This is a genomic window from Acetobacter okinawensis (assembly GCF_002153655.1).
GTDB lineage: Bacteria > Pseudomonadota > Alphaproteobacteria > Acetobacterales > Acetobacteraceae > Acetobacter > Acetobacter okinawensis_A.
This window is the reverse complement of record NZ_JOPJ01000002.1, coordinates 25,009-41,570: the sequence shown is the minus strand read 5'-3', so window position 1 is coordinate 41,570 and position 16,562 is coordinate 25,009. Positions and strand designations below refer to the sequence as shown.

The 16,562-nt window shown below is 55.8% G+C and carries 29 protein-coding genes, 1 tRNA gene and 1 pseudogene; 13 read left to right on the top strand and 18 right to left on the bottom strand.

The window, feature by feature from the left end:
• Window positions 1–52: 52 nt before the first annotated feature.
• Window positions 53–973 (bottom strand): N-formylglutamate amidohydrolase, encoded by a 921-nt coding sequence (locus HK26_RS01055; RefSeq protein WP_086638101.1) that lies wholly within the window; start codon window positions 971–973, stop codon window positions 53–55.
• Window positions 974–1,039: 66 nt separating this feature from the next.
• Between HK26_RS01055 and HK26_RS01050 the strand changes: the two genes are divergently transcribed.
• Window positions 1,040–1,114: transfer RNA gene (locus HK26_RS01050), tRNA-Val, on the top strand.
• Between the two features lie 120 nt (window positions 1,115–1,234).
• On the opposite strand, the gene HK26_RS13825 is transcribed toward HK26_RS01050, so the two are convergent.
• The 16 genes from HK26_RS13825 to HK26_RS00955 all read right to left on the bottom strand — a co-directional run bounded on the left by HK26_RS13825 (window position 1,235) and on the right by HK26_RS00955 (window position 9,702).
• Window positions 1,235–2,353, bottom strand: a complete 1,119-nt coding sequence (locus tag HK26_RS13825) for a site-specific integrase (RefSeq protein ID WP_086638100.1) — start codon at window positions 2,351–2,353, stop codon at window positions 1,235–1,237.
• A 427-nt stretch (window positions 2,354–2,780) separates the two neighbouring features.
• Window positions 2,781–2,966 carry a hypothetical protein gene (locus tag HK26_RS01035; RefSeq protein WP_086638098.1) on the bottom strand — a complete coding sequence of 62 codons (186 nt, stop codon included), beginning with the start codon at window positions 2,964–2,966 and terminating at the stop codon, window positions 2,781–2,783.
• Window positions 2,966–3,376, bottom strand: a complete 411-nt coding sequence (locus tag HK26_RS01030) for a hypothetical protein (protein ID WP_086638097.1) — start codon at window positions 3,374–3,376, stop codon at window positions 2,966–2,968. The genes HK26_RS01035 and HK26_RS01030 overlap by 1 nt, the downstream gene beginning before the upstream one ends.
• Before the next feature lie 887 nt (window positions 3,377–4,263).
• Window positions 4,264–4,455, bottom strand: coding sequence for a Lar family restriction alleviation protein (locus HK26_RS14010; protein ID WP_086638094.1), 192 nt, complete (start codon window positions 4,453–4,455; stop codon window positions 4,264–4,266).
• The gene (locus HK26_RS01010) at window positions 4,452–4,700 is read right to left on the bottom strand and encodes a hypothetical protein (protein WP_086638093.1); all 249 of its coding nucleotides are present in this window, start codon (window positions 4,698–4,700) and stop codon (window positions 4,452–4,454) included. The genes HK26_RS14010 and HK26_RS01010 overlap by 4 nt, the downstream gene beginning before the upstream one ends.
• A complete protein-coding gene (locus HK26_RS01005; protein ID WP_086638092.1) occupies window positions 4,697–5,089 on the bottom strand; it encodes a hypothetical protein in 393 nt (130 codons plus the stop codon). Before HK26_RS01005 ends, HK26_RS01010 begins: the two co-directional genes overlap by 4 nt.
• 304 nt (window positions 5,090–5,393) lie before the next feature.
• Window positions 5,394–6,200, bottom strand: a complete 807-nt coding sequence (locus tag HK26_RS00995; RefSeq protein ID WP_086638090.1) for a recombinase RecT — start codon at window positions 6,198–6,200, stop codon at window positions 5,394–5,396.
• Window positions 6,201–6,203: 3 nt separating this feature from the next.
• Entirely contained in the window at window positions 6,204–6,665 is a 462-nt protein-coding gene (locus tag HK26_RS00990; protein ID WP_143296266.1) for a hypothetical protein, read from the bottom strand.
• The gene (locus HK26_RS00985) at window positions 6,662–6,907 is read right to left on the bottom strand and encodes a hypothetical protein (protein ID WP_086638088.1); all 246 of its coding nucleotides are present in this window, start codon (window positions 6,905–6,907) and stop codon (window positions 6,662–6,664) included. Before HK26_RS00985 ends, HK26_RS00990 begins: the two co-directional genes overlap by 4 nt.
• Window positions 6,907–7,212 (bottom strand): DUF6874 family protein, encoded by a 306-nt coding sequence (locus tag HK26_RS00980; RefSeq protein ID WP_086638087.1) that lies wholly within the window; start codon window positions 7,210–7,212, stop codon window positions 6,907–6,909. The genes HK26_RS00985 and HK26_RS00980 overlap by 1 nt, the downstream gene beginning before the upstream one ends.
• Window positions 7,212–7,532, bottom strand: coding sequence for a hypothetical protein (locus HK26_RS00975; RefSeq protein WP_086638086.1), 321 nt, complete (start codon window positions 7,530–7,532; stop codon window positions 7,212–7,214). The genes HK26_RS00980 and HK26_RS00975 overlap by 1 nt, the downstream gene beginning before the upstream one ends.
• 78 nt (window positions 7,533–7,610) lie before the next feature.
• A complete protein-coding gene (locus HK26_RS00970) occupies window positions 7,611–7,922 on the bottom strand; it encodes a hypothetical protein (RefSeq protein ID WP_086638085.1) in 312 nt (103 codons plus the stop codon).
• Window positions 7,923–8,051: 129 nt separating this feature from the next.
• On the bottom strand, window positions 8,052–8,309 hold the full coding sequence (locus tag HK26_RS00965; protein WP_143296265.1) for a hypothetical protein: 258 nt from the start codon (window positions 8,307–8,309) through the stop codon (window positions 8,052–8,054).
• A complete protein-coding gene (locus HK26_RS13380; protein ID WP_180539239.1) occupies window positions 8,309–8,473 on the bottom strand; it encodes a hypothetical protein in 165 nt (54 codons plus the stop codon). The genes HK26_RS00965 and HK26_RS13380 overlap by 1 nt, the downstream gene beginning before the upstream one ends.
• A 133-nt stretch (window positions 8,474–8,606) precedes the next feature.
• A complete protein-coding gene (locus HK26_RS00960; protein WP_086638083.1) occupies window positions 8,607–8,951 on the bottom strand; it encodes a hypothetical protein in 345 nt (114 codons plus the stop codon).
• 358 nt (window positions 8,952–9,309) lie between these two features.
• Window positions 9,310–9,702, bottom strand: coding sequence for a helix-turn-helix domain-containing protein (locus tag HK26_RS00955; RefSeq protein ID WP_143296264.1), 393 nt, complete (start codon window positions 9,700–9,702; stop codon window positions 9,310–9,312).
• A 72-nt stretch (window positions 9,703–9,774) separates the two neighbouring features.
• On the opposite strand from HK26_RS00955, the gene HK26_RS00950 reads away from it, so the two are divergent.
• Both HK26_RS00950 and ssb read left to right on the top strand, forming a co-directional pair.
• Window positions 9,775–9,990 (top strand): YdaS family helix-turn-helix protein, encoded by a 216-nt coding sequence (locus tag HK26_RS00950; protein ID WP_086638081.1) that lies wholly within the window; start codon window positions 9,775–9,777, stop codon window positions 9,988–9,990.
• A gap of 628 nt (window positions 9,991–10,618) precedes the next feature.
• A complete protein-coding gene (ssb, locus tag HK26_RS00940; RefSeq protein WP_086638079.1) occupies window positions 10,619–11,101 on the top strand; it encodes a single-stranded DNA-binding protein in 483 nt (160 codons plus the stop codon).
• Here the strand turns inward: ssb and HK26_RS00935 are convergent.
• Window positions 11,098–11,355, bottom strand: a complete 258-nt coding sequence (locus tag HK26_RS00935; protein ID WP_086638078.1) for a hypothetical protein — start codon at window positions 11,353–11,355, stop codon at window positions 11,098–11,100. The genes ssb and HK26_RS00935 overlap by 4 nt on opposite strands.
• Window positions 11,356–11,484: 129 nt before the next feature.
• Between HK26_RS00935 and HK26_RS13145 the strand changes: the two genes are divergently transcribed.
• From HK26_RS13145 to HK26_RS00895, 10 genes and pseudogenes are all read left to right on the top strand, one after another.
• Complete coding sequence (locus tag HK26_RS13145; protein WP_143296263.1) at window positions 11,485–11,802, top strand: hypothetical protein; 318 nt, start codon at window positions 11,485–11,487, stop codon at window positions 11,800–11,802.
• Between the two features lie 303 nt (window positions 11,803–12,105).
• Window positions 12,106–12,387 carry a DUF2312 domain-containing protein gene (locus HK26_RS00925; RefSeq protein WP_257640804.1) on the top strand — a complete coding sequence of 94 codons (282 nt, stop codon included), beginning with the start codon at window positions 12,106–12,108 and terminating at the stop codon, window positions 12,385–12,387.
• Entirely contained in the window at window positions 12,387–12,995 is a 609-nt protein-coding gene (locus tag HK26_RS14005; protein WP_086638077.1) for an HNH endonuclease signature motif containing protein, read from the top strand. Before HK26_RS00925 ends, HK26_RS14005 begins: the two co-directional genes overlap by 1 nt.
• Before the next feature lie 2 nt (window positions 12,996–12,997).
• Window positions 12,998–13,489 (top strand): RuvC family protein, encoded by a 492-nt coding sequence (locus HK26_RS00915; protein ID WP_086638076.1) that lies wholly within the window; start codon window positions 12,998–13,000, stop codon window positions 13,487–13,489.
• Window positions 13,486–13,788, top strand: a pseudogene (locus HK26_RS14000) (DUF1376 domain-containing protein); the annotation flags it as partial. The gene HK26_RS00915 and the pseudogene HK26_RS14000, both read left to right, overlap by 4 nt.
• A 36-nt stretch (window positions 13,789–13,824) precedes the next feature.
• Window positions 13,825–14,346: a hypothetical protein gene (locus HK26_RS00910; RefSeq protein ID WP_257640803.1), complete on the top strand. Its 522-nt coding sequence runs from the start codon at window positions 13,825–13,827 to the stop codon at window positions 14,344–14,346.
• Between the two features lie 3 nt (window positions 14,347–14,349).
• Window positions 14,350–15,102 (top strand): hypothetical protein, encoded by a 753-nt coding sequence (locus HK26_RS00905; protein WP_086638074.1) that lies wholly within the window; start codon window positions 14,350–14,352, stop codon window positions 15,100–15,102.
• 56 nt (window positions 15,103–15,158) lie between these two features.
• A complete protein-coding gene (locus HK26_RS00900; RefSeq protein ID WP_143296262.1) occupies window positions 15,159–15,395 on the top strand; it encodes a hypothetical protein in 237 nt (78 codons plus the stop codon).
• A gap of 447 nt (window positions 15,396–15,842) precedes the next feature.
• The gene (locus HK26_RS13370) at window positions 15,843–15,989 is read left to right on the top strand and encodes a hypothetical protein (RefSeq protein WP_180539234.1); all 147 of its coding nucleotides are present in this window, start codon (window positions 15,843–15,845) and stop codon (window positions 15,987–15,989) included.
• 211 nt (window positions 15,990–16,200) lie between these two features.
• On the top strand, window positions 16,201–16,503 hold the full coding sequence (locus HK26_RS00895) for a DUF5681 domain-containing protein (protein WP_143296261.1): 303 nt from the start codon (window positions 16,201–16,203) through the stop codon (window positions 16,501–16,503).
• The last annotated feature ends 59 nt before the right edge of the window (window positions 16,504–16,562 follow it).

Below are 16,562 nucleotides of genomic sequence, written 5' to 3'. Positions count from 1 at the left end.
GTGTTTTCAATATCTGTGCCGGGCATGTCTGGTGGCAGTGTGCATCCGGGCCTTATGTGGGTGGAAAATGTGCCAGAACACGCTCGACCAGAACGGTTAATGCGTTGGAAAGGGTGGTAAATCCGCTGTGTGGGGTGCGCGTGTTTTCATCCATATAAAGGCCGCGTCGCATTTCTATTTGCAAGGCATGCATATTGCTGGTGGGGCGGCCATAGTGGCGGGTAATATAGCCCCCCGCATAGGGGAGGTTGCGGGCGACTTTAAACCCCAGCCCCTGCAAGGTCTGTTCGGCAAGATTGGTCAGGTGTGGTGTACAGGACGTGCCGTAACGATCGCCCAGCACAAAGTCGGGTGAGCCTGCCTGTGGTGCATCTGGCATGGAGTGCAGGTCCAGCAGCAGGCTCAGGCCATGTTGTGCCCGGGCGGCTTCAAGCAGGTCAGCCAGAGTAACATGGTAGGGCATCCAGTAATGGCGGATGCGTAAGGCGGCCTCCATAAAAGGCAGACGTTGTCGGTAAATGGGGCGTCTGTCCGCCACAATGCGCGGGATGGAGCCCAGCCCTGCCAGCCCCCGGTCTGATGGTGCGACAAAAGAAGGAATGGCCCCGTGGAACATCCGGCTGTCCAGGTCCCATGCCGCACGATTGACGTCGCAGAACACGCGCGGAAAAGTGGCCTGAAGCAAGGGTGGCCCCAGAGCGTGCGCGCCTTGGGCCAGTTTTTCCACGTAGCTGTCTTCTCCACTGCGCAAAATATCCAGCGGCTGGCGGGTCAGGCGGAGAAATGCTTCGGGGTAGAAATGCCCCGAGTGGGGGGAGGCCAACACCACAGGGCCGGTTGCAGGGCTGCCAGACACCAGCACCGGTGGTGGTGCCATTTGCCTGTCCGGTCCACTCTCCTCATGTGCTTCCTGCTGCGGCAGAAGAAAACGCCGCAGGCTGGGGGGAAACAGGGAAGACGCAAATTTTTTCATATTCCCACTATTGTGGGCTTGCGCTCGCAAGGCAAGGAGGATAAAAGGCCCACACACATCAGGAATGGGCGCATAGCTCAGCGGTAGAGCACTACCTTGACATGGTAGGGGTCACAGGTTCAATCCCTGTTGCGCCCACCATTCCTGAACCGCAGTATTCTGCGGTTTATGCCATGTCTCCCGCTGAAAAATCCTCTTATTATCGGTACACGATAGTACAGCATAATTCACCAAATTTCGCCCTGAGTGGTTAGGAATTGGTTATGGGTTTTCCCCTTCCAGAGCGATGGCCGGTCCCGTCCCCCACCACCTTACAATTTCCTCTCGATACACTGGCGGCATCAGCTTGGCGTAAATCGTCACGGTATTGATATTGCTCCAATCGCCGTCTGATTTCAGGCGCAACAAATCCCGGTAAACGCAGTAGTGCCAGGATGCCCATGTGTGGCGAAGATCATGGGGCGTAAACTCCGGGACAAATACCGTTCTGGTCTTTTTCGCGCCCGCGGGAACCCACTCCCGTATGCGCCCCGGCAGCCCTGCGCGAGAACAGGCTCCGGCCCATCCATTTTTTATTTGTCCGCCATACTGCCTGCCAGAATCATGGTACCGGTCCCCCAATATAGTCCCCTTTCGGGTTTTTATGGCGGGCCGGAATACATGCCCATCTGTATCGGCAATGCGAGCGAGCCATTTAACAACAGCGGGGCAGAGATCAACGTAGCGCTGGCGTCCCTGCTTTTGCCAGACAACAGCGCGGCATCCGTAAAGGTCCACATCCTTCCATTGCAAGTCTAGCGCCTCAGATAGCCTGCAGCCCGTGCCGATCAGGAAGACGAAAAGGGGTTGCAGGTGTGGGGCGGCGTGCTCAACCAGGTCGGTTGCCTGCTCAGGAAGTAGGAACCGGGTAATGGATGTTGGAACGGAAATAGCCGCAAACGCGGGCCTATCGCACCAGCCTTGAATGGCCCCAAACTCAAGGATTGCTTGCAAGGGAGTCCGTACCGTGCGCTTTTTAGTTGCGGGCGATGCGGCCTCGCCATCTCTGAGTATGCCTGCATATGCAGCGCGCAGGGAGGCGTTGTTGATGGCTGAAAGCTTGGTATCACCAAAGTACTCCACCAGCCTGTCAACATATCTGCTTGTGGCGGGGGAGCGTGGAGCCTCTTTGATGTAGGCAGTCGCAGCGTCCGCAAAAGTTATGACAGAGCGGGTGCCATAGAGTTGCTCTTGCCAGAACTCCGCTTCTCTTTTGCGGCGGTATTCTTCTGCGAGTTTGCGGTTTGTTGTGCCCGTGCTTTCCAGTACCCGCTTACCCCCGACCGTACCCCTGACAAAGAAGTTTTTGGTGTGGGAGAACGTGACAAGCTTGAGTGGCATTCCATACTCTCAATGAGACGTCGATAATCCTGGGGAGAGAACACAAATTTCTTCCCCCACTTCCTGTGGGTTGGGCCGCCGTTATATTCTGGGTTCTCGCGTAGATGCTCAAGCAGGCGGGTGCGCCCTATCTTCCCGCGCAGGCGCTCCAGCACATCGGGCAGCGTCATAAGATCAGGCAGAACCTCACCCATCCACCCCTCCCTTCCCCGGAATAGGCCGGTCGTTGCGCACCTCTGGGATGATTATGGTTTCGGGAGAAGTGCCCGCGACTACCGCGTCTGCTGCTGCGAGGGCCGCGAGAATAGATTTACGGAACTCTCCGCCCTCATATGGTTTCCGCTTACTGTATTGATCGAATGTTTCTCCGCTGGCGAACTGCGTTGTGTGGCTCCATGCAGCATCAACAGCCGCTTCAATTCTTGGGTCAGTCATGTGCGTTCTCCAGCCCCTTCACAAACTCAAGTGCAGCCTGATAATCCATGTGATCAACAGGTTCGCCATCACTGATCCGGTAGATCAGGCCATGCCCCTTAAATTTTCGGGTTATGTCGTGAGCATAGCCCATCCGGTTAAGTCTCTGGTTGAGGCTCATGTTTTCTAGATCAGTCATCACCCCACATCCCGCGCTGCGTCGATGGCTTGGCGCACTGTTCCCTTCATACTGAAAAGCCTGTTACCAATAACGGAGATGCGCCATCCGATTATTGCGTCTTCGAGAGTGACAAATCTGGTTTTATCCAACCAATCCAACCGCTCACTATCGCGCCCAATCTCCGCCCGCACGCGCTGTTCTGCCCGGCGTTCGGCTTCGAGGATAAATGAGGCGATGGCATAGTCATATAACTCAGCAGCAAGTTCTCCACATTCTTCTTCCCCAATATCAACGGTTCCACCATCAAATGTTAAGGCATCAATAAGAGGGTATCCATATGGCTCGTTACCTTCCTCTTTCGTGTGTAGAAGACGGTAATTCCGCATAACGGAAACCAGTTCTTCAATCTGCTCCTCTCTCGTCCTCATGGCGTTATCTCCACAGCAGTTTCAGCTACTTTCCCGCAATCTGCGCCAGCGGCATGGCACTTTGGGCAATAAACGTTTGAGTCTCCGGCATCCGTATTTACGTCTGTGCCGCATTTCTCCGTTGAACCAACCCAACCACAGCGGTCGCATGAGGCTAGATAGAAAGTCTCATTTACGGAGAATGTGCGCCCATCTGGCAGCCTGTATCGTGTCATGGCGCGTCTCCTAGGTTGCGGATTTGTGCCGCTACTCCATTGCAGGCTAAATATTCAAAATCATGCCCTGATTTTTCGTAAGCGTCCTCGCAGAGCCTCGCACACCGCTCCCGCTCTCCCGCCAGCATCTCGGTTATTTGTGTGGGGGTAAGGACGGGGCCGTGGTATTCGTCCCCAGCAAAATCCTCTGGCTCTTTACAGGCCCGTATCGGGCTCACAGTCACCCACTGCTGTATGTCTGAGTACCAGAAGAGAAGATGAGCGCCGACATGGTGCCTGCCGCTCCGCTCAGGAAACATCGGCACACCGGGCCGCTCGGGGTTGGGCCAGTTTGTGGGGTTGGTCATGTCTGTATTCCTCGCGCATACGGAACCCATTGCGCATTTCTGGTGCGTCCCGTGTATCCACATTCTGAGCAGCCCAAACCGCGATCAGGTCCGAACGTCATCTCTGGAACTTCCGTGCAGCCAGAGCACGCGGATGACCAAGATATGGCCTCGCATATTTCAGGAACCTCTTTTTTATTCGGTATGAAGCACCACGCTTTGCGACGATCTAAGCGAAAGCCTGCACGAATATCTGCGGACTCCCATGTCATCGGCGTATCGTTATGGTGTATTGCTCCGTCAGCAGATACATGCGTGCCATTTCTCATTTTTACTGAACCCGACATCACACCTTCTCTCCTGCGCGGGTGTTCCATGCGGCGATGGATGCTTTCCGCGTTCTATGCCGAGTGAACTGTCGGGATTGGCACGATACGCAAAAGGCACGGTAAAACGGCCTCTTGATGCTTACCCTATACCCTTTAATGATTTGCGATTTTCCACCACAAAACGGGCAGCTTTTCAGTTCCGCGCTCATGCCGCACCGCCTTTCAGGGCTTCACGAGCAAGCCGCTTATTACGTTCAGGGTCAAGCGCATTATCGGTATCGTCAGACTCTGCAATTTCTGACAGAACGCCCCGCAACCGCACAACCTCAGCCTCAAGCGCCGCGATCTGGGCTTGGGCATCTGATAGGTGGCGCAGATTCACGGCTCCATCGTATCCGGGATCATCCTCAGCTGGCGGCAACCGCACGAACACGCCGGTGGGTTTTTCGCTCATGAACCCTCTCCCGGCAGGAATTCGCGGACGTGGATTGTTCTCGTCCAATTCCAATGAGGTAATTCATAGCGCTCATTGATTGCTTTTATTTCTGTTTCATGGGCATGACTAACGCCAATATACCCATCTGCACGCTTGAACTCATTAGCCCAAAACTCCCGCGCCACAGGGACTTCGCGGGCGTTCATGACCCGACCAAATATGGGGTTATCGCCGTTCTTGTCCCAGCCGATCAGCATTTCTGATTTCCTTCGGTATCCGAACAAAGGCGTAGCCCCGCGCCCATCGCGTATCTTGAGTTCGATCGGTACTCCGTCCTTATCGCAAAACGGCCCCTCATGCTCCGGCGTGTACGGGCCGATGGGTTCTAGTTTCGTTTTCTGGGTCATGCTGGCACTCCCGCTTCGGAAAAGTCGGCAATCTCCAGTAGCGCACCTTGAGGAAGAGCGAGAAATTTCATCCTCTCGAATTCGATCCGCTCTGGATTGATTGTGGCGCGATGAATTTTTCCGTACCTAAGGAAGCAGATTATGGTGGATAGGCTCATATTGCAGATTGCAGTCGAATGGACCGGCTTGTTCAGGTTGGTGTAGAAAAACCATCCTCTAAATGTTGCGATCTCTATCAGACCAGCCTCATTGTTTGGGATTATCTCTCCGCACAGCCATTTCCTTGGCGCTTTCTTTCTCACTCTCATGCCGGCACCTCATCAACCGGAGCCGCAGCATGTTCCTGCGCGAACTCCGCACGCTTTGCGGCGATCATGTCCTGCACGTCAGACTGCACATCTTCCGGTATGGGCCGTCCGGCCTGCTCGGCGGCAGCAAGTGTGCGCTGCCAAGTCTGCCAGAGCACATCAGTGCATGTTGCATCTGAGCAGCCTGCGAGGCGGCTTTTAAATATTGCCCGATGGTCAATCGGTCGCGGCTCGATGGCCTGCTCTTGGCGCGGTGTTATGTCGATGGTTTCGGTCGGAATGTCTGCTGCCTCGTCTGCGCTGATAAGGCCGCGCAGAACGTCTGGGAAGGCGTCACGCAGGGCAAAGCCGCGGGCGCGCATCTGGAGCATCCGGAGCGGGTATTGCTGCCATGGGCCTTGCTTGGACCAGAGGGAGGCTTTCTTTGCGTCCGCTATGCTGAACTCGCCCCGCACCTCATCACCATCTTTGCGCCGGGCCACGCAGACAGCCTGAAAGTTATCGCCTTCACCCTCGAAAAACTCTTTTACGGACCCGCAAAGCCCAGACCCGCGCACCAGCGCAAGCATGGCATCACCCCAAATGCTCGGGCGTCCGTTAATGACGGCAATGTTCTGGATGGCCTGCATGGGTGCCAGGCCAAGTTCTGAACCCATCTGCACAGCAATCATGATGTTTTCAGGCTTGCCGCGGTAATCCTTGGGCATCAGATCAGAGGATGATGCCATTTTTGCGAAGCTCACCAGCTCCTGAAAGGTGGTTGGTTGCAAAACAGGTGAATGGGCCGTGAGTGCGTTACTCATAATTCAAGCATCCTTGCGGGCGCTAACAACCAGAACGGGCGCGCCACCATTGGTTAGGGAAACGCCGGGAAGATTCTGCTTCCGGGCGAGTTTTTTCATTTCGTTGGTTTGAAACTTGTCGGGCTGAGGCTGCCAGAGTTCAGGGTGCGCGGACTTCAACGCCCCTTCATCTGTCACGAATGGCTCAGGCACTTTCTCACGCAGGCTGGCCTTCCAGTTTTCAGACTGGAAGCCAGTCACACCGTCTTCCTGCATGCGCTTCGCCAGTTCTGGGCGCAGAAGCTGGGCAGCCTGCCTGCCCTTTCTCTCCAGCTCCTCCGCTGCACCGATCAGTTCAAGAAGGCAGGCATCTGTGTTCGCACCATCTTCACGGATTGCCGTAAGAAAATGGCTCCACGCAGCTATGGCTGGACGTAGGATGTCTGCGTGGACCCGGTTGGCCACAGTGAGGAGTGGATCACTCATGTCACCCCCTCCAACAAATGCACTTCGCCCCGGGCAACCCGACGACGGAAAGAGGCCTGCTGTCGTTCACTGTCAGCCAATGACCTGACGGCTTTCTCCATGCGTTCAATCGTGCGGAGCCGGACATCAGGAGAACCTCTGCGCGGATGCAGATGGGTATATTCGTCCCAGCTTACTGCGATGCTGGCCATGAGCGCGTTTTCGGCCTCGATGTCTTCTAGCGTGTTGGTTTCAATATCCATCACGCCACCTCTTTCTTGGCGAAGCGCGGGCGAAACATATCTGTCAGCTTGCCAGTTCTGCGGTCCAGATGGCGGGCAATGCCCGCAACATCATGCATCAAGTTAAAATCGTCTGCATTTTCCAGCCGGGAGAAATCCATAGGGCAGCCACTGGAATGGACCGCGCACAAGTCCATCTGAATATCAAGCATCACGTCCATGGGAATGATTTCTTCCCCCCGCGCCACATACAATTCCGCCACACGACGGCTAATGCGAATGATGATCTCCATCTCTTTAGGCGTGGCGGTAAATTTTACAGACATCACGCCACCTCCATCACATCGCGCCTGTGGTCCGCCAGCGTGAATGGCAAAAGGTCATGGTCCTGCTGGACCTTCTCCCAAATATCGTTGACGTACGAGACAAGTGTTTCCACGCTCTCATTGAGCCACTTCACTTGCTCTTCGCGGATTGCATCGTCAGGGAAGGCCTTTGTCTCAAAGCCCTTGCGCATGCGCTCCAGTTCTGCGCAACGAGCCTCCAGAGCACCAACGTCACGCGCGGCCCATGCCGGAGCACCATCGGTGTTGAACAGCCCATCATCCACAGCGCGTTCATATGCGCTCAAGATTTTCTCTGCCATTTTCCAAACTCCCTCGTGGGAAACATTCGGCCAATGCGGCCACAAGACCCGGCCCGCGAGCCGGGAAGTGCGGGGGCATCAGGGGGTTTCACCTCGGGCTTTTGCGAGGGCGGCGCGGGCGTTTGCGATTACGTCCGCCTTCTGCGCCTCTGGTGAAATTTCAGCAGACACATTCACCAACCGTTGCAAAGCCTCATAAAGCTCCGGCGCAGCGGCGATTAGGCGGGCATCCGGAGAATCAATCCCACGAACCTGGTACCGATAAACGGATGTATCTTTTCTTGCCGCTTCAATCCCGACAATCGACTTGTCGCCAACCTCAAATTTCAGAAGCTCACTCGCGTCAACCAGCACGTTGTCAGATCGGAATTGCGGTTGAGCGCCGCGCATACCCCATCGCCGGAAGCTCATGACGTATTTACGCCCAGAGTGCTTTGTAGCGAGGTAAACATCCGGACATCCGCCAGCACTACCAAACCAAGCCCACGGCCCCTTTGTGAATTTCGGCTCAGTCACCCCTCAACCCTCCAGATAGGGAAGGCGAGGGAAGCCAATCAGATCAGCCCCCACATTCAGAGCGGAGAACAGGACATTCAGCAGATCAGCCGTCACAGCAGGCGCGCTCTGGGAGAGGCAGACGTACGCAATCATCGCGGTCCAGAACACCGCACCGATGGCAAGCTGGACGAACGGGTTGTACAGAGCAGCCAGCGCCCAGCTTGTGGCGATGTAGTCCCATTGCTGGGTGATTGGTTTTTGTGGGTGTGTGGAGCGCATTATGCCGTCTCCACTGTTTTGTTTTTCCAGAGCAGGCAGCGAGATTTTAAAACCCAAATCCCTGCACATTCGCGCTCAATTAAGCAATCAAAGCCACTACCTAATTCGTCCTTAGCTTTTAATGCGCTCTTTCTTGTCCCGAAATACTCGACAGTCTGTGTCATTGCCCATCACCTGTTTGGTTGATGAGACTATGTTGGATTATCTAACTTATCGCGTCAACAGAAAAGTTGGACAATCTAACATTAGCGCATAAAAAATATCCCGGCGCTGGGCCGGGACTGCCATAATCTCTCTTTAAGGGGAGATATGGAGAACGCCAACCCACTTCATTAATCCGATTACAGCGCCAGCAATAACGATGAGTGTGGTAAGTAGTCCACCAAATACCCCAACCATCTGCCAAGGCCCCATAAGCTTGCTGGCTAAGGTGGATGTGAGCGTATCGAGCTTTCCGGAAATCTGGGCAACGCTTACCTTTATGTCCGTCAAATCTTTTTTGACGTCCCTCACATCGTCTTCAAGTCTTGCGATCCGCGCTTCCATTCCCCCATCATAACCTCCCCCATTGCCATTTCCTACATTTTTTTCGGGCCGCATGTACCACGAGTCTGGGCCCTTTGTTACCTGGCTATCGCTCATTATTCTTCAGCGCCCTTCATTTTCTGATCTACAAATCCGCGTATAAACTGGCGCGCTGATCCGCAGTTTGTGCAGAAGAATGTGTATGTGGGCATTAATGACCCCTGTATTGTGGGTATGGCCGTAGTATTTGAGTCGTTGTCTAGGAGTAGAAAGCTGGATGCGGGATGGCCACAAGACTCGCACGGGCGGTTTGCCCCTGTAGCTTCTTGAAATTTGTTTGGGTCAAAACCAGTCAGTGACACTTTTTGTCGCTCCTTATAATCTCTCCATGCAGGGCAATGCCGCTCTTGTTGTTCTCATTTTGTTCTGACATACTCACCCCATGGCACAGCTTGATAGAGTCGAGGGTGAGGGGTTACGCGGCGTCATTATTGGTGACGATCTGCGCGCGAAGCAGAATCATCAAGCTGCGCCGCTCTTCCTCGCCTATAACGCGCCAGAGCTTGAGGAGGGTTCTCTCCTCGGCATCATGGGCGATATCATCCGCATTTGCAGCAAGAGGAGAAGAATCTCCGAGAAGGTAGTCGCTGGAAACATCATAAAAATTGGCTAAGGCCCGCATAGTGTCGCGCCCGGGAATGTCGTGACCCCCTTCATATGCCGTTAGTGTGCTGCGGCTTATGCCTACTGCTTCGGCCACTTCGGCTTGCGTTATGCGCCTTCCATCTCTTTCGGCCTTGGCTAGTCTGGAAGATTTAAGGCGAGCGCCTACGGTGTTTGCGTCCTTCATGTTGGTAGATGACGACAAAAAATAAATCCTTGGGATGGATTTCCCAACATTTCTCTTGCTCGCTAATGTTGGAAAAGCTAACGTAATGGCATGTCTATTGTTGATGAAGCCATTAAGGCGGCGGGCGGCGCTTCCGAACTAAGTAAGAAGTGCGGCCTGCACAGGACTTCGGTTTTGTATTGGCGTACGCTTGGACACATCCCCTTAAAGCGGGTTGATGTTGTGGCCGATGCCACCGGCATCCCCCGTGAAGAACTGCGCCCCGACTTCTTCAAACGCACCCCCACCGAGGAGGTGCGGGTATGATCAACGAAATCAGAGCGCAGGCACTTGCCCATGCGATGGAACTCTCTCGCATACGCATGGTGTCTGAGGCGTCCGATATCGTGAGGGACGCCTCAGTGTTCGAGGCCTACTTAGCTGGGCATATAACCAGTCTGACGACCATCAACGATGCAGCGGGCAGTGTTGAACCAATCCTCGATCTCGGCTCGTGTGATCGCTCCATCCTTAACGGACGTAGTGGGAATGTACTTCCCATCAGCGTGGGCCAGAGTGGAGGCCAAAGTGTAAATCAACCCCTCACGGGTTGTGATGTTGCCGACTGCGCTCATAGTAATTCATCCTCTGTGCAAGATGGTGAAAGCGTGGGGGAGCTTCCGACTCCCTCACGCACTGAAACGGTAGCCGTTACCGGCGACGCCGAGGAAGCTGTACGTACGCATGGCGGTGCAGCATGAAGCGCCCCCCCCCCCAAGCGGACAATGGTACCGCCCGGCTACCGCGCAGCATACTGCCGCCCGCATTACGCAAAGGAATGGACTGCCTTTGGTTCTCCAGCCCTGTCGCCGGACGCCCTGCGCATAGCGGGCCGTCCCCAATGCATCGAAATCCGTGACGGCGATGTGATCATCCTTTGTGTGAAGGTGAAGTAATGGCTCAAACACTCAATCGCTGGCAGGGAATTGGCAATCTGGGGAAAGACCCAGAGGTGCGCACCACGCAAAGCGGAAAGCGAATTGTGAACCTTTCCGTGGCCTGCTCTGACACATGGAAAAAAGACGGCCAAAAGCAGCAGTCCACATTTTGGGCGCCAGTCGTTATTTTCAACGAAAAACTTGGTGAGATAGCCGAAAAATGGCTGCGCAAAGGAAGCAAGGTTTACATTGAGGGGAAGCTTGTCACCCGGAAATGGACTGATCAGAGCGGAGTTGACCGCTATTCGACTGAGGTGGTGATCGACTTTTCGGGCTCTTTCCAGATGTTGGGCGAAATGTCTGAGGGTGGCCAATCTTCTCAGCAGTCGCAGCGTCAGAACAAGCCGCAGAGCAACCCGCAACCGCAGAATAGCGGATACGGCACGCAATCTGGCGGCTGGGGCGACCCGTCCGACCTCGACGACGAAATTCCGTTCTAACCCCCGCACGAACCCATGCCCGTAACTGCATCCTCAATCCCCAACTTCCGCGCGACTTCCGCCAGCAACGCCATGCGCTGCTGGATGGTCGCGTATGGGTGCAGGAACGACCAAAGCTCCGCTGCTCTGACAGTAGACTGCCAGAGGAACGGAGTGTTGTGCATGGCGGCTGGCATTGCGTCACACGCGTTCAACGTGTCCAGCGCATACTGGCCGCCATACTGCACCGTTCCAAATTCGGTCTCCTTCTCCATTGTTTCTCCAGTTCTCGTGTTCCGCAAAACCGAGAATGGAGCAAAGCGATGTGGAATGATCGGGCAATTCCCGCCCGGAAACAGTCAAAAAGTGACCGAAAGTTTCCGCAAATGATGGGCCTTACGCACATGCCCGTCCGAGACCGGCTTTTGAACGCGATCAAGCGCGAGTTCGAGCCTCTCAGGTTTGCAACCGAAATGCTGGCCCGCGCGGCGAAGAAAACGCCCCGGGCTGCACGTAACTGGCTGTCAGGCACGAACGCCCCTGATGCAGAGGCGCTTATCGAGCTGATGGCTTCCAGCAACGCGATAGCGGCAGAGGTCGAACGCCTTGTCGCCGAGCGCCGTAAGGCACGTGAGGAAGAAGAATGCCTTGGTTCAAACTCCGGCTTTGCCGGTTCCAGTGGTTCCGAACGCACAACGGGCCACCACCTTCTGTCCACATAACTTGGGTGCATGTGTCTTGGTTCGATTGGGACACATGGGCGGACAAAATGAAGCGCGCTCTTAGGGCTGCGGAAGAGGAGTTGAAGAAGTGACACCATTCCCAGTTGAAGAAATCCGCAGCCGCCTTGCTGATGCTGTCGATTTGGCAGGCGGTCAAAGCGCTTGGGCGCGCAAAACTGGCATCCATCGCACAACAGTTTCCGAAGTCCTGTCGCACAAACGCGACATACCAGAAAGCATTATCAACGCACTGGGCTACATCGTTCGCCCTATGTGCGTACCTGCCCGGAAGGGGATGAACCGATGAGCGACGACATGACCGGACACAACAGCAACGACCCCGCAGTAGGGGGCATAGCAGCGGACCGGCTGCGCTCGATAGTGGATAGATACATTCGTCTCGAAGAGGAGAAAAAGGCTCTTGCCGCCGATCAGAAGGACATTCTTACGGAAGCAGCGTCTGCGGGCTTTGATAAGAAAGTCCTGCGCCAGCTTATCAGGATTGTTCTGACGAAGGATAAGGCCGCCCTGGAAACGGAAGAAACGCTGCTAGATATCTACCGCCGCGCAATCGGAGTAGGCTGATGGGAGCAGTTATCACAAAAAAATGCCGCGGATGCGGTGGCAATTTTTCAATGCCCGAAAAAGCGTTTCGTTGGCGATGTGAGAATATGGTTGAGCCATCTTACTGCGGAAACTCTTGTAAAAAAACTAGTCTTTATACTTTCCTCCCAAGGCTGGATGTTAGCAAAGGGGTGAATGCGTGCTGGAACTGGACGGGGAGAAAAGACCCGAAAGGATATGGCATTGTGAGTTTCGGGAACAGGCCCGTTTGGACGAGTAGGGTATCTTGGATCTTGCACAATGGGGAGATTCCTAAAGGGCTGGTTGTTTGTCATACCTGCGACAATCCAGCCTGCTGCAATCCAAGGCACCTATTTCTAGGGACATCCAAAGACAATAATGACGATAAGCTCCAGAAGGGACGGCATGTCTATGGTGAAAAAAGTCCGGCAGCTCTCTTAACATATCGAGACGTTCTGGAAATTCGCCGTGTTCCAAAAGTCCGCGGATCAGGGGTACGCTTATCCAAAAAATACGGTGTTTCTACAGCCACTATATCGGCGATCCGTGTTGGACGCATATGGGCAAGCCCTTACGGGGATTATTCTCAATTTGGGAAGGGGATGTGACCATGAAAATAGCATCTATTGACCCCGGCGCGGGCGGCGCAATCGCAATCCTGAACTGGAAAGCCCAGATCGTGGAAGTTCTGGATATGCCCATTGACTATATCAAGGTCGGCAGGACCACGCGCCGGGTGATTAACCCGGCCATGCTGGCAGCACATTTGCGCGCCCATGCGCCCGACCATCTGTTTGTGGAGAATGTTTCCGTCAGACCCGGGGAGGGCGCTGTAGGCGCGTTCTCTTTTGGGCGTGGCGTTGGCGTTATCGAGGGCGTCTGCGCTGCTGCTGGCATCCCCCTGACCAAAGTGCGACCGCAGGACTGGAAGAAGGCTTTGTCTTGCCCAGCCGATAAGGGCGGAGCGCGGCGCCGGGTCTGCGAACTGTTCCCCAAGGATGTGGCGCTATTCTCCCGCGTGAAAGACGACGGACGAGCGGAAGCCGTCATGATCGGGTTGTTTGGCATCCGCGCCATGGAGAACATGGGGATACCGGCATGACAGACTTACCCGCACCCCTAACCCCTCCAGATTGCGACCTGCGGGGCTTGCCGTTTATGCAACTTGATGTCGTGAGAATGATGGATAGCGACCTGTTCGCCCTTTCATCGGGAGACGAATTCAAGGCCGCTATAGCTTTGTGGTGCAAGGCATGGCTGCAATTCCCTGCCGCCAGCCTCCCAGACGATGATCGGGTGCTTGCGCACCTTTCGTGCGCCGGGTCGAAATGGAAGAAAGTGAAGCCAATGGCCTTACGGGGCTGGGTGAAATGCGCAGATGGGCGCTTGTATCATCCGGTTGTCGCTGAAAAGGCGCTTCATGCATGGAAAGCGCGTGTGACACAAAGAGAGCGCGCAGCAAAGCGCTGGCAGAAGCAGGATAAATCCCAAGGCATTGCAGGAAGCGCAGGGAATGAAAATGCCAGCGCAGATGCCACGGCATATGAAAAACCTATGCCACGGCATAGCCAAGGCACATCCCACGGCAATGCCATAGAGAGGGAGAGGGAGAGTAATAAACCTTCACTACGTTCAGGACCGCCGGAACCGGTCGCGGAGCCCGATCAGCCCGTCGATGCCCGAACCATGCTCTTCCGGGAGGGCAAGACGCTGCTGCACCACATGACCGGGAAATCCGAGGCTCAATGCGGGGCGCTCATCGGCCGGTGGCTCAAAACCTGCCGCGACCGCTGCGACCTGCTGCTCTCGATCATCCGGGAGGCAGCGGAGCAGCGGCCAGCCGATGTGGTTTCGTGGATTGAGGGCGCGGTGCGGCATCGATCGTCCGGCGGGGCATCATCCCGCCACGAACGGGTAGCCGAAGCATGGGCCGGAGTGCCCGACATTGAGGGGGTTTAGCCGATGAACGCGATTGCGACCTACCAGCCAACGCCCAGCCACAAGCCGAGCCCAGACCTATCCGCGCTGCTCGATGCCGTCCGCAGCAACGTGCCGGTCACACGCCGCGACCTAACAGCCCAGCGGGTTGCCGAGGCCCGGGCCCTTGCTGCCGCTTCGGTGCAGCCCGCCGCCCCCGAACTGATCGTGGCATGGCTGAAAAAGCTGGCGCTGCTGGTCGTGAATGGGCCGGATGCAGGACGTGCCCGTGGCCAAGCCGAGGCGATGGTGGAAATTTGCGGCGAGCTGCCCGCAGCAGTTTGGTGCCCCGATACCCGCAAGGCGTGGTGCCAACAGGGAGAGCGGGGGAAGTTCTGGCCAGCTCCGGCTGAGCTTTACGCCCATCTCCTGCCATACGCCGAGCGCATCAGGCGGGACGCCATGGCAGCGCAACGGGTTGTGGCCTTGTCCGAGCAGGCGGCCAAGCCCCATGCCACGGTCAGTGCCGAGGAGCGCGCGGCAGTTGCGGCACAGATGGCCGCTTGGTGCAAACGGATGGGCCACACAGAGCCGCAGCCCGACCAGCGCCGTCCTGTGCAGCCCCAGCCCGGGGTGTCCGAGCGGTTGGCCGCGTATCGTCGCCAGCTTGCCGCAGAACCTGGCGCTGGGGTGTGGTTGGCCCCGCTCATTGCCAAGCTGGAGGCGCAGGTGGGGCGGAATGCGCCCAAAGAGCCGCGAGGATTAACAGAGAGCGCAGAGAAGGCCCTCAATCGGTAATCGTTATGTCTGGACGTTAGACTGCCCTGTACGGGCATTGTGGAGGGTTTTAGGGGATGTCGAAAGTTAAAGATTTTCCGATGATCACCATTCGAGTGCAGCCGAACCGGGACCGAACGCATGTTCTGTGGGGCGTGGAAACGATGGACGGAACTCAGGCAAAAGGGTTCGCATACAGCCCGGTTGATGCGATGAAAGATGCCACCGCATTCGTGGAAGCGATGACCATTCCCAGAATTGGCGGGATGACCCAAAAGCGGAATTTGAGGGCAATTGAGGGCGGAAAAAAATGACCACAACCGAATGGGGAACCGGCCACGAACCAGACCCGGAAGAACTGGTGGATTTCATGACCACCGAAGGGTGCGGGCCGGTGCGAGTGCCGGAGATCACGCCGCACCCGGTCCCGCTTCATGCGCCGGAGGAGGGGTTGTTGGATGAGGAGATTTTGGATCTACATGCAGCGTGGTTGCGCGGGCCTTGTGTACAACCCTGTGGATAGCGGGTACTGTCGCAAAATAACGACACGTAAAAACGCAGGGTTGCGCGCGTTTTCGCTGTACATTCGTGGGGTTTTGTGATTCCATCAGGTTTATGATTTCACCTGAAATACACCATACTTGGGCTGATGTTGGCTACGCTGTCGTTAGCAATCCATTTCTGGTCGGAATGGTGGGCGCGGCGTTCGCTGTCAGCATAATCGCGCTCTCGATAGCGGCTGCAATGTGGATTGAAGGCAGATGACCACATCCCCCTTCAAGCCCGCAAACTCCGAAATCTACGCACCGCCCCGAAACTGGGATGTGGCCTGTGCGCTCTGCAACCTGCGTGCTGGGGTGCCGTTGACTGAGGCGCAGAAGGCTTTGGTGGGGAAGATGGAAAAATGAACGGCTCTTTCCGTTGTGAGGGCAAGTTACGCTTTGCGGGCCGGAAACGAGCCGAGCAGCGTGCGCGCCTGATGCGGAAAGTGCATGGACGTTCTCTTGATGCTTATCCGTGCCGCGAGTGTGGCGGATGGCATATCGGCGGGAATGAGTTTTCGAAATACACGCCAAGGCCTGAGCGGCGTTGTGTGCAGATAATGGCGGGGGGTTTGGAGTGAGTGCTGATAGCAGCACGGCTGAGCGCAAGAAAAAGGTTGTTGGTCGGCCATTCAAAAAAGGGCAGTCCGGCAACCCGGGCGGCTTACCGAAAGACCTCAAGGAGGTTATCACGCTTGCCCGCTCTCACACTGTAACGGCCATCAATGCGCTTGCCACGATTGCCCAGAAAGGCACGAGCGAGGCGGCTGTTATTGCTGCATCTGAGGCATTGCTAAACCGTGCATGGGGCAAGCCGAAAGACACGGTCGAGATTGATGGCAACAGCAAGTTGACCGTTATCATCAACAGGGGTGACTGATTGCTGACCAAGCCGCTCCATCCGCTAACCCTTGCTTGGTGCCTTATGTGCGCTCTGGT

Coding starts and splice junctions, on each gene's coding strand:
- HK26_RS01055 (WP_086638101.1), bottom strand. CDS start 973: ATGAAAAAATTTGCGTCTTCCCTGTTTCCCCCCAGCCTGCGGCGTTTT.
- HK26_RS13825 (WP_086638100.1), bottom strand. CDS start 2,353: ATGCCACTCAAGCTTGTCACGTTCTCCCACACCAAAAACTTCTTTGTC.
- HK26_RS01035 (WP_086638098.1), bottom strand. CDS start 2,966: ATGACTGATCTAGAAAACATGAGCCTCAACCAGAGACTTAACCGGATG.
- HK26_RS01030 (WP_086638097.1), bottom strand. CDS start 3,376: ATGAGGACGAGAGAGGAGCAGATTGAAGAACTGGTTTCCGTTATGCGG.
- HK26_RS14010 (WP_086638094.1), bottom strand. CDS start 4,455: ATGAGCGCGGAACTGAAAAGCTGCCCGTTTTGTGGTGGAAAATCGCAA.
- HK26_RS01010 (WP_086638093.1), bottom strand. CDS start 4,700: ATGAGCGAAAAACCCACCGGCGTGTTCGTGCGGTTGCCGCCAGCTGAG.
- HK26_RS01005 (WP_086638092.1), bottom strand. CDS start 5,089: ATGACCCAGAAAACGAAACTAGAACCCATCGGCCCGTACACGCCGGAG.
- HK26_RS00995 (WP_086638090.1), bottom strand. CDS start 6,200: ATGAGTAACGCACTCACGGCCCATTCACCTGTTTTGCAACCAACCACC.
- HK26_RS00990 (WP_143296266.1), bottom strand. CDS start 6,665: ATGAGTGATCCACTCCTCACTGTGGCCAACCGGGTCCACGCAGACATC.
- HK26_RS00985 (WP_086638088.1), bottom strand. CDS start 6,907: ATGGATATTGAAACCAACACGCTAGAAGACATCGAGGCCGAAAACGCG.
- HK26_RS00980 (WP_086638087.1), bottom strand. CDS start 7,212: ATGTCTGTAAAATTTACCGCCACGCCTAAAGAGATGGAGATCATCATT.
- HK26_RS00975 (WP_086638086.1), bottom strand. CDS start 7,532: ATGGCAGAGAAAATCTTGAGCGCATATGAACGCGCTGTGGATGATGGG.
- HK26_RS00970 (WP_086638085.1), bottom strand. CDS start 7,922: ATGCGCGGCGCTCAACCGCAATTCCGATCTGACAACGTGCTGGTTGAC.
- HK26_RS00965 (WP_143296265.1), bottom strand. CDS start 8,309: ATGCGCTCCACACACCCACAAAAACCAATCACCCAGCAATGGGACTAC.
- HK26_RS13380 (WP_180539239.1), bottom strand. CDS start 8,473: ATGACACAGACTGTCGAGTATTTCGGGACAAGAAAGAGCGCATTAAAA.
- HK26_RS00960 (WP_086638083.1), bottom strand. CDS start 8,951: ATGAGCGATAGCCAGGTAACAAAGGGCCCAGACTCGTGGTACATGCGG.
- HK26_RS00950 (WP_086638081.1), top strand. CDS start 9,775: ATGTCTATTGTTGATGAAGCCATTAAGGCGGCGGGCGGCGCTTCCGAA.
- ssb (WP_086638079.1), top strand. CDS start 10,619: ATGGCTCAAACACTCAATCGCTGGCAGGGAATTGGCAATCTGGGGAAA.
- HK26_RS00935 (WP_086638078.1), bottom strand. CDS start 11,355: ATGGAGAAGGAGACCGAATTTGGAACGGTGCAGTATGGCGGCCAGTAT.
- HK26_RS13145 (WP_143296263.1), top strand. CDS start 11,485: ATGCCCGTCCGAGACCGGCTTTTGAACGCGATCAAGCGCGAGTTCGAG.
- HK26_RS00925 (WP_257640804.1), top strand. CDS start 12,106: ATGAGCGACGACATGACCGGACACAACAGCAACGACCCCGCAGTAGGG.
- HK26_RS14005 (WP_086638077.1), top strand. CDS start 12,387: ATGGGAGCAGTTATCACAAAAAAATGCCGCGGATGCGGTGGCAATTTT.
- HK26_RS00915 (WP_086638076.1), top strand. CDS start 12,998: ATGAAAATAGCATCTATTGACCCCGGCGCGGGCGGCGCAATCGCAATC.
- HK26_RS00905 (WP_086638074.1), top strand. CDS start 14,350: ATGAACGCGATTGCGACCTACCAGCCAACGCCCAGCCACAAGCCGAGC.
- HK26_RS00900 (WP_143296262.1), top strand. CDS start 15,159: ATGTCGAAAGTTAAAGATTTTCCGATGATCACCATTCGAGTGCAGCCG.
- HK26_RS13370 (WP_180539234.1), top strand. CDS start 15,843: ATGACCACATCCCCCTTCAAGCCCGCAAACTCCGAAATCTACGCACCG.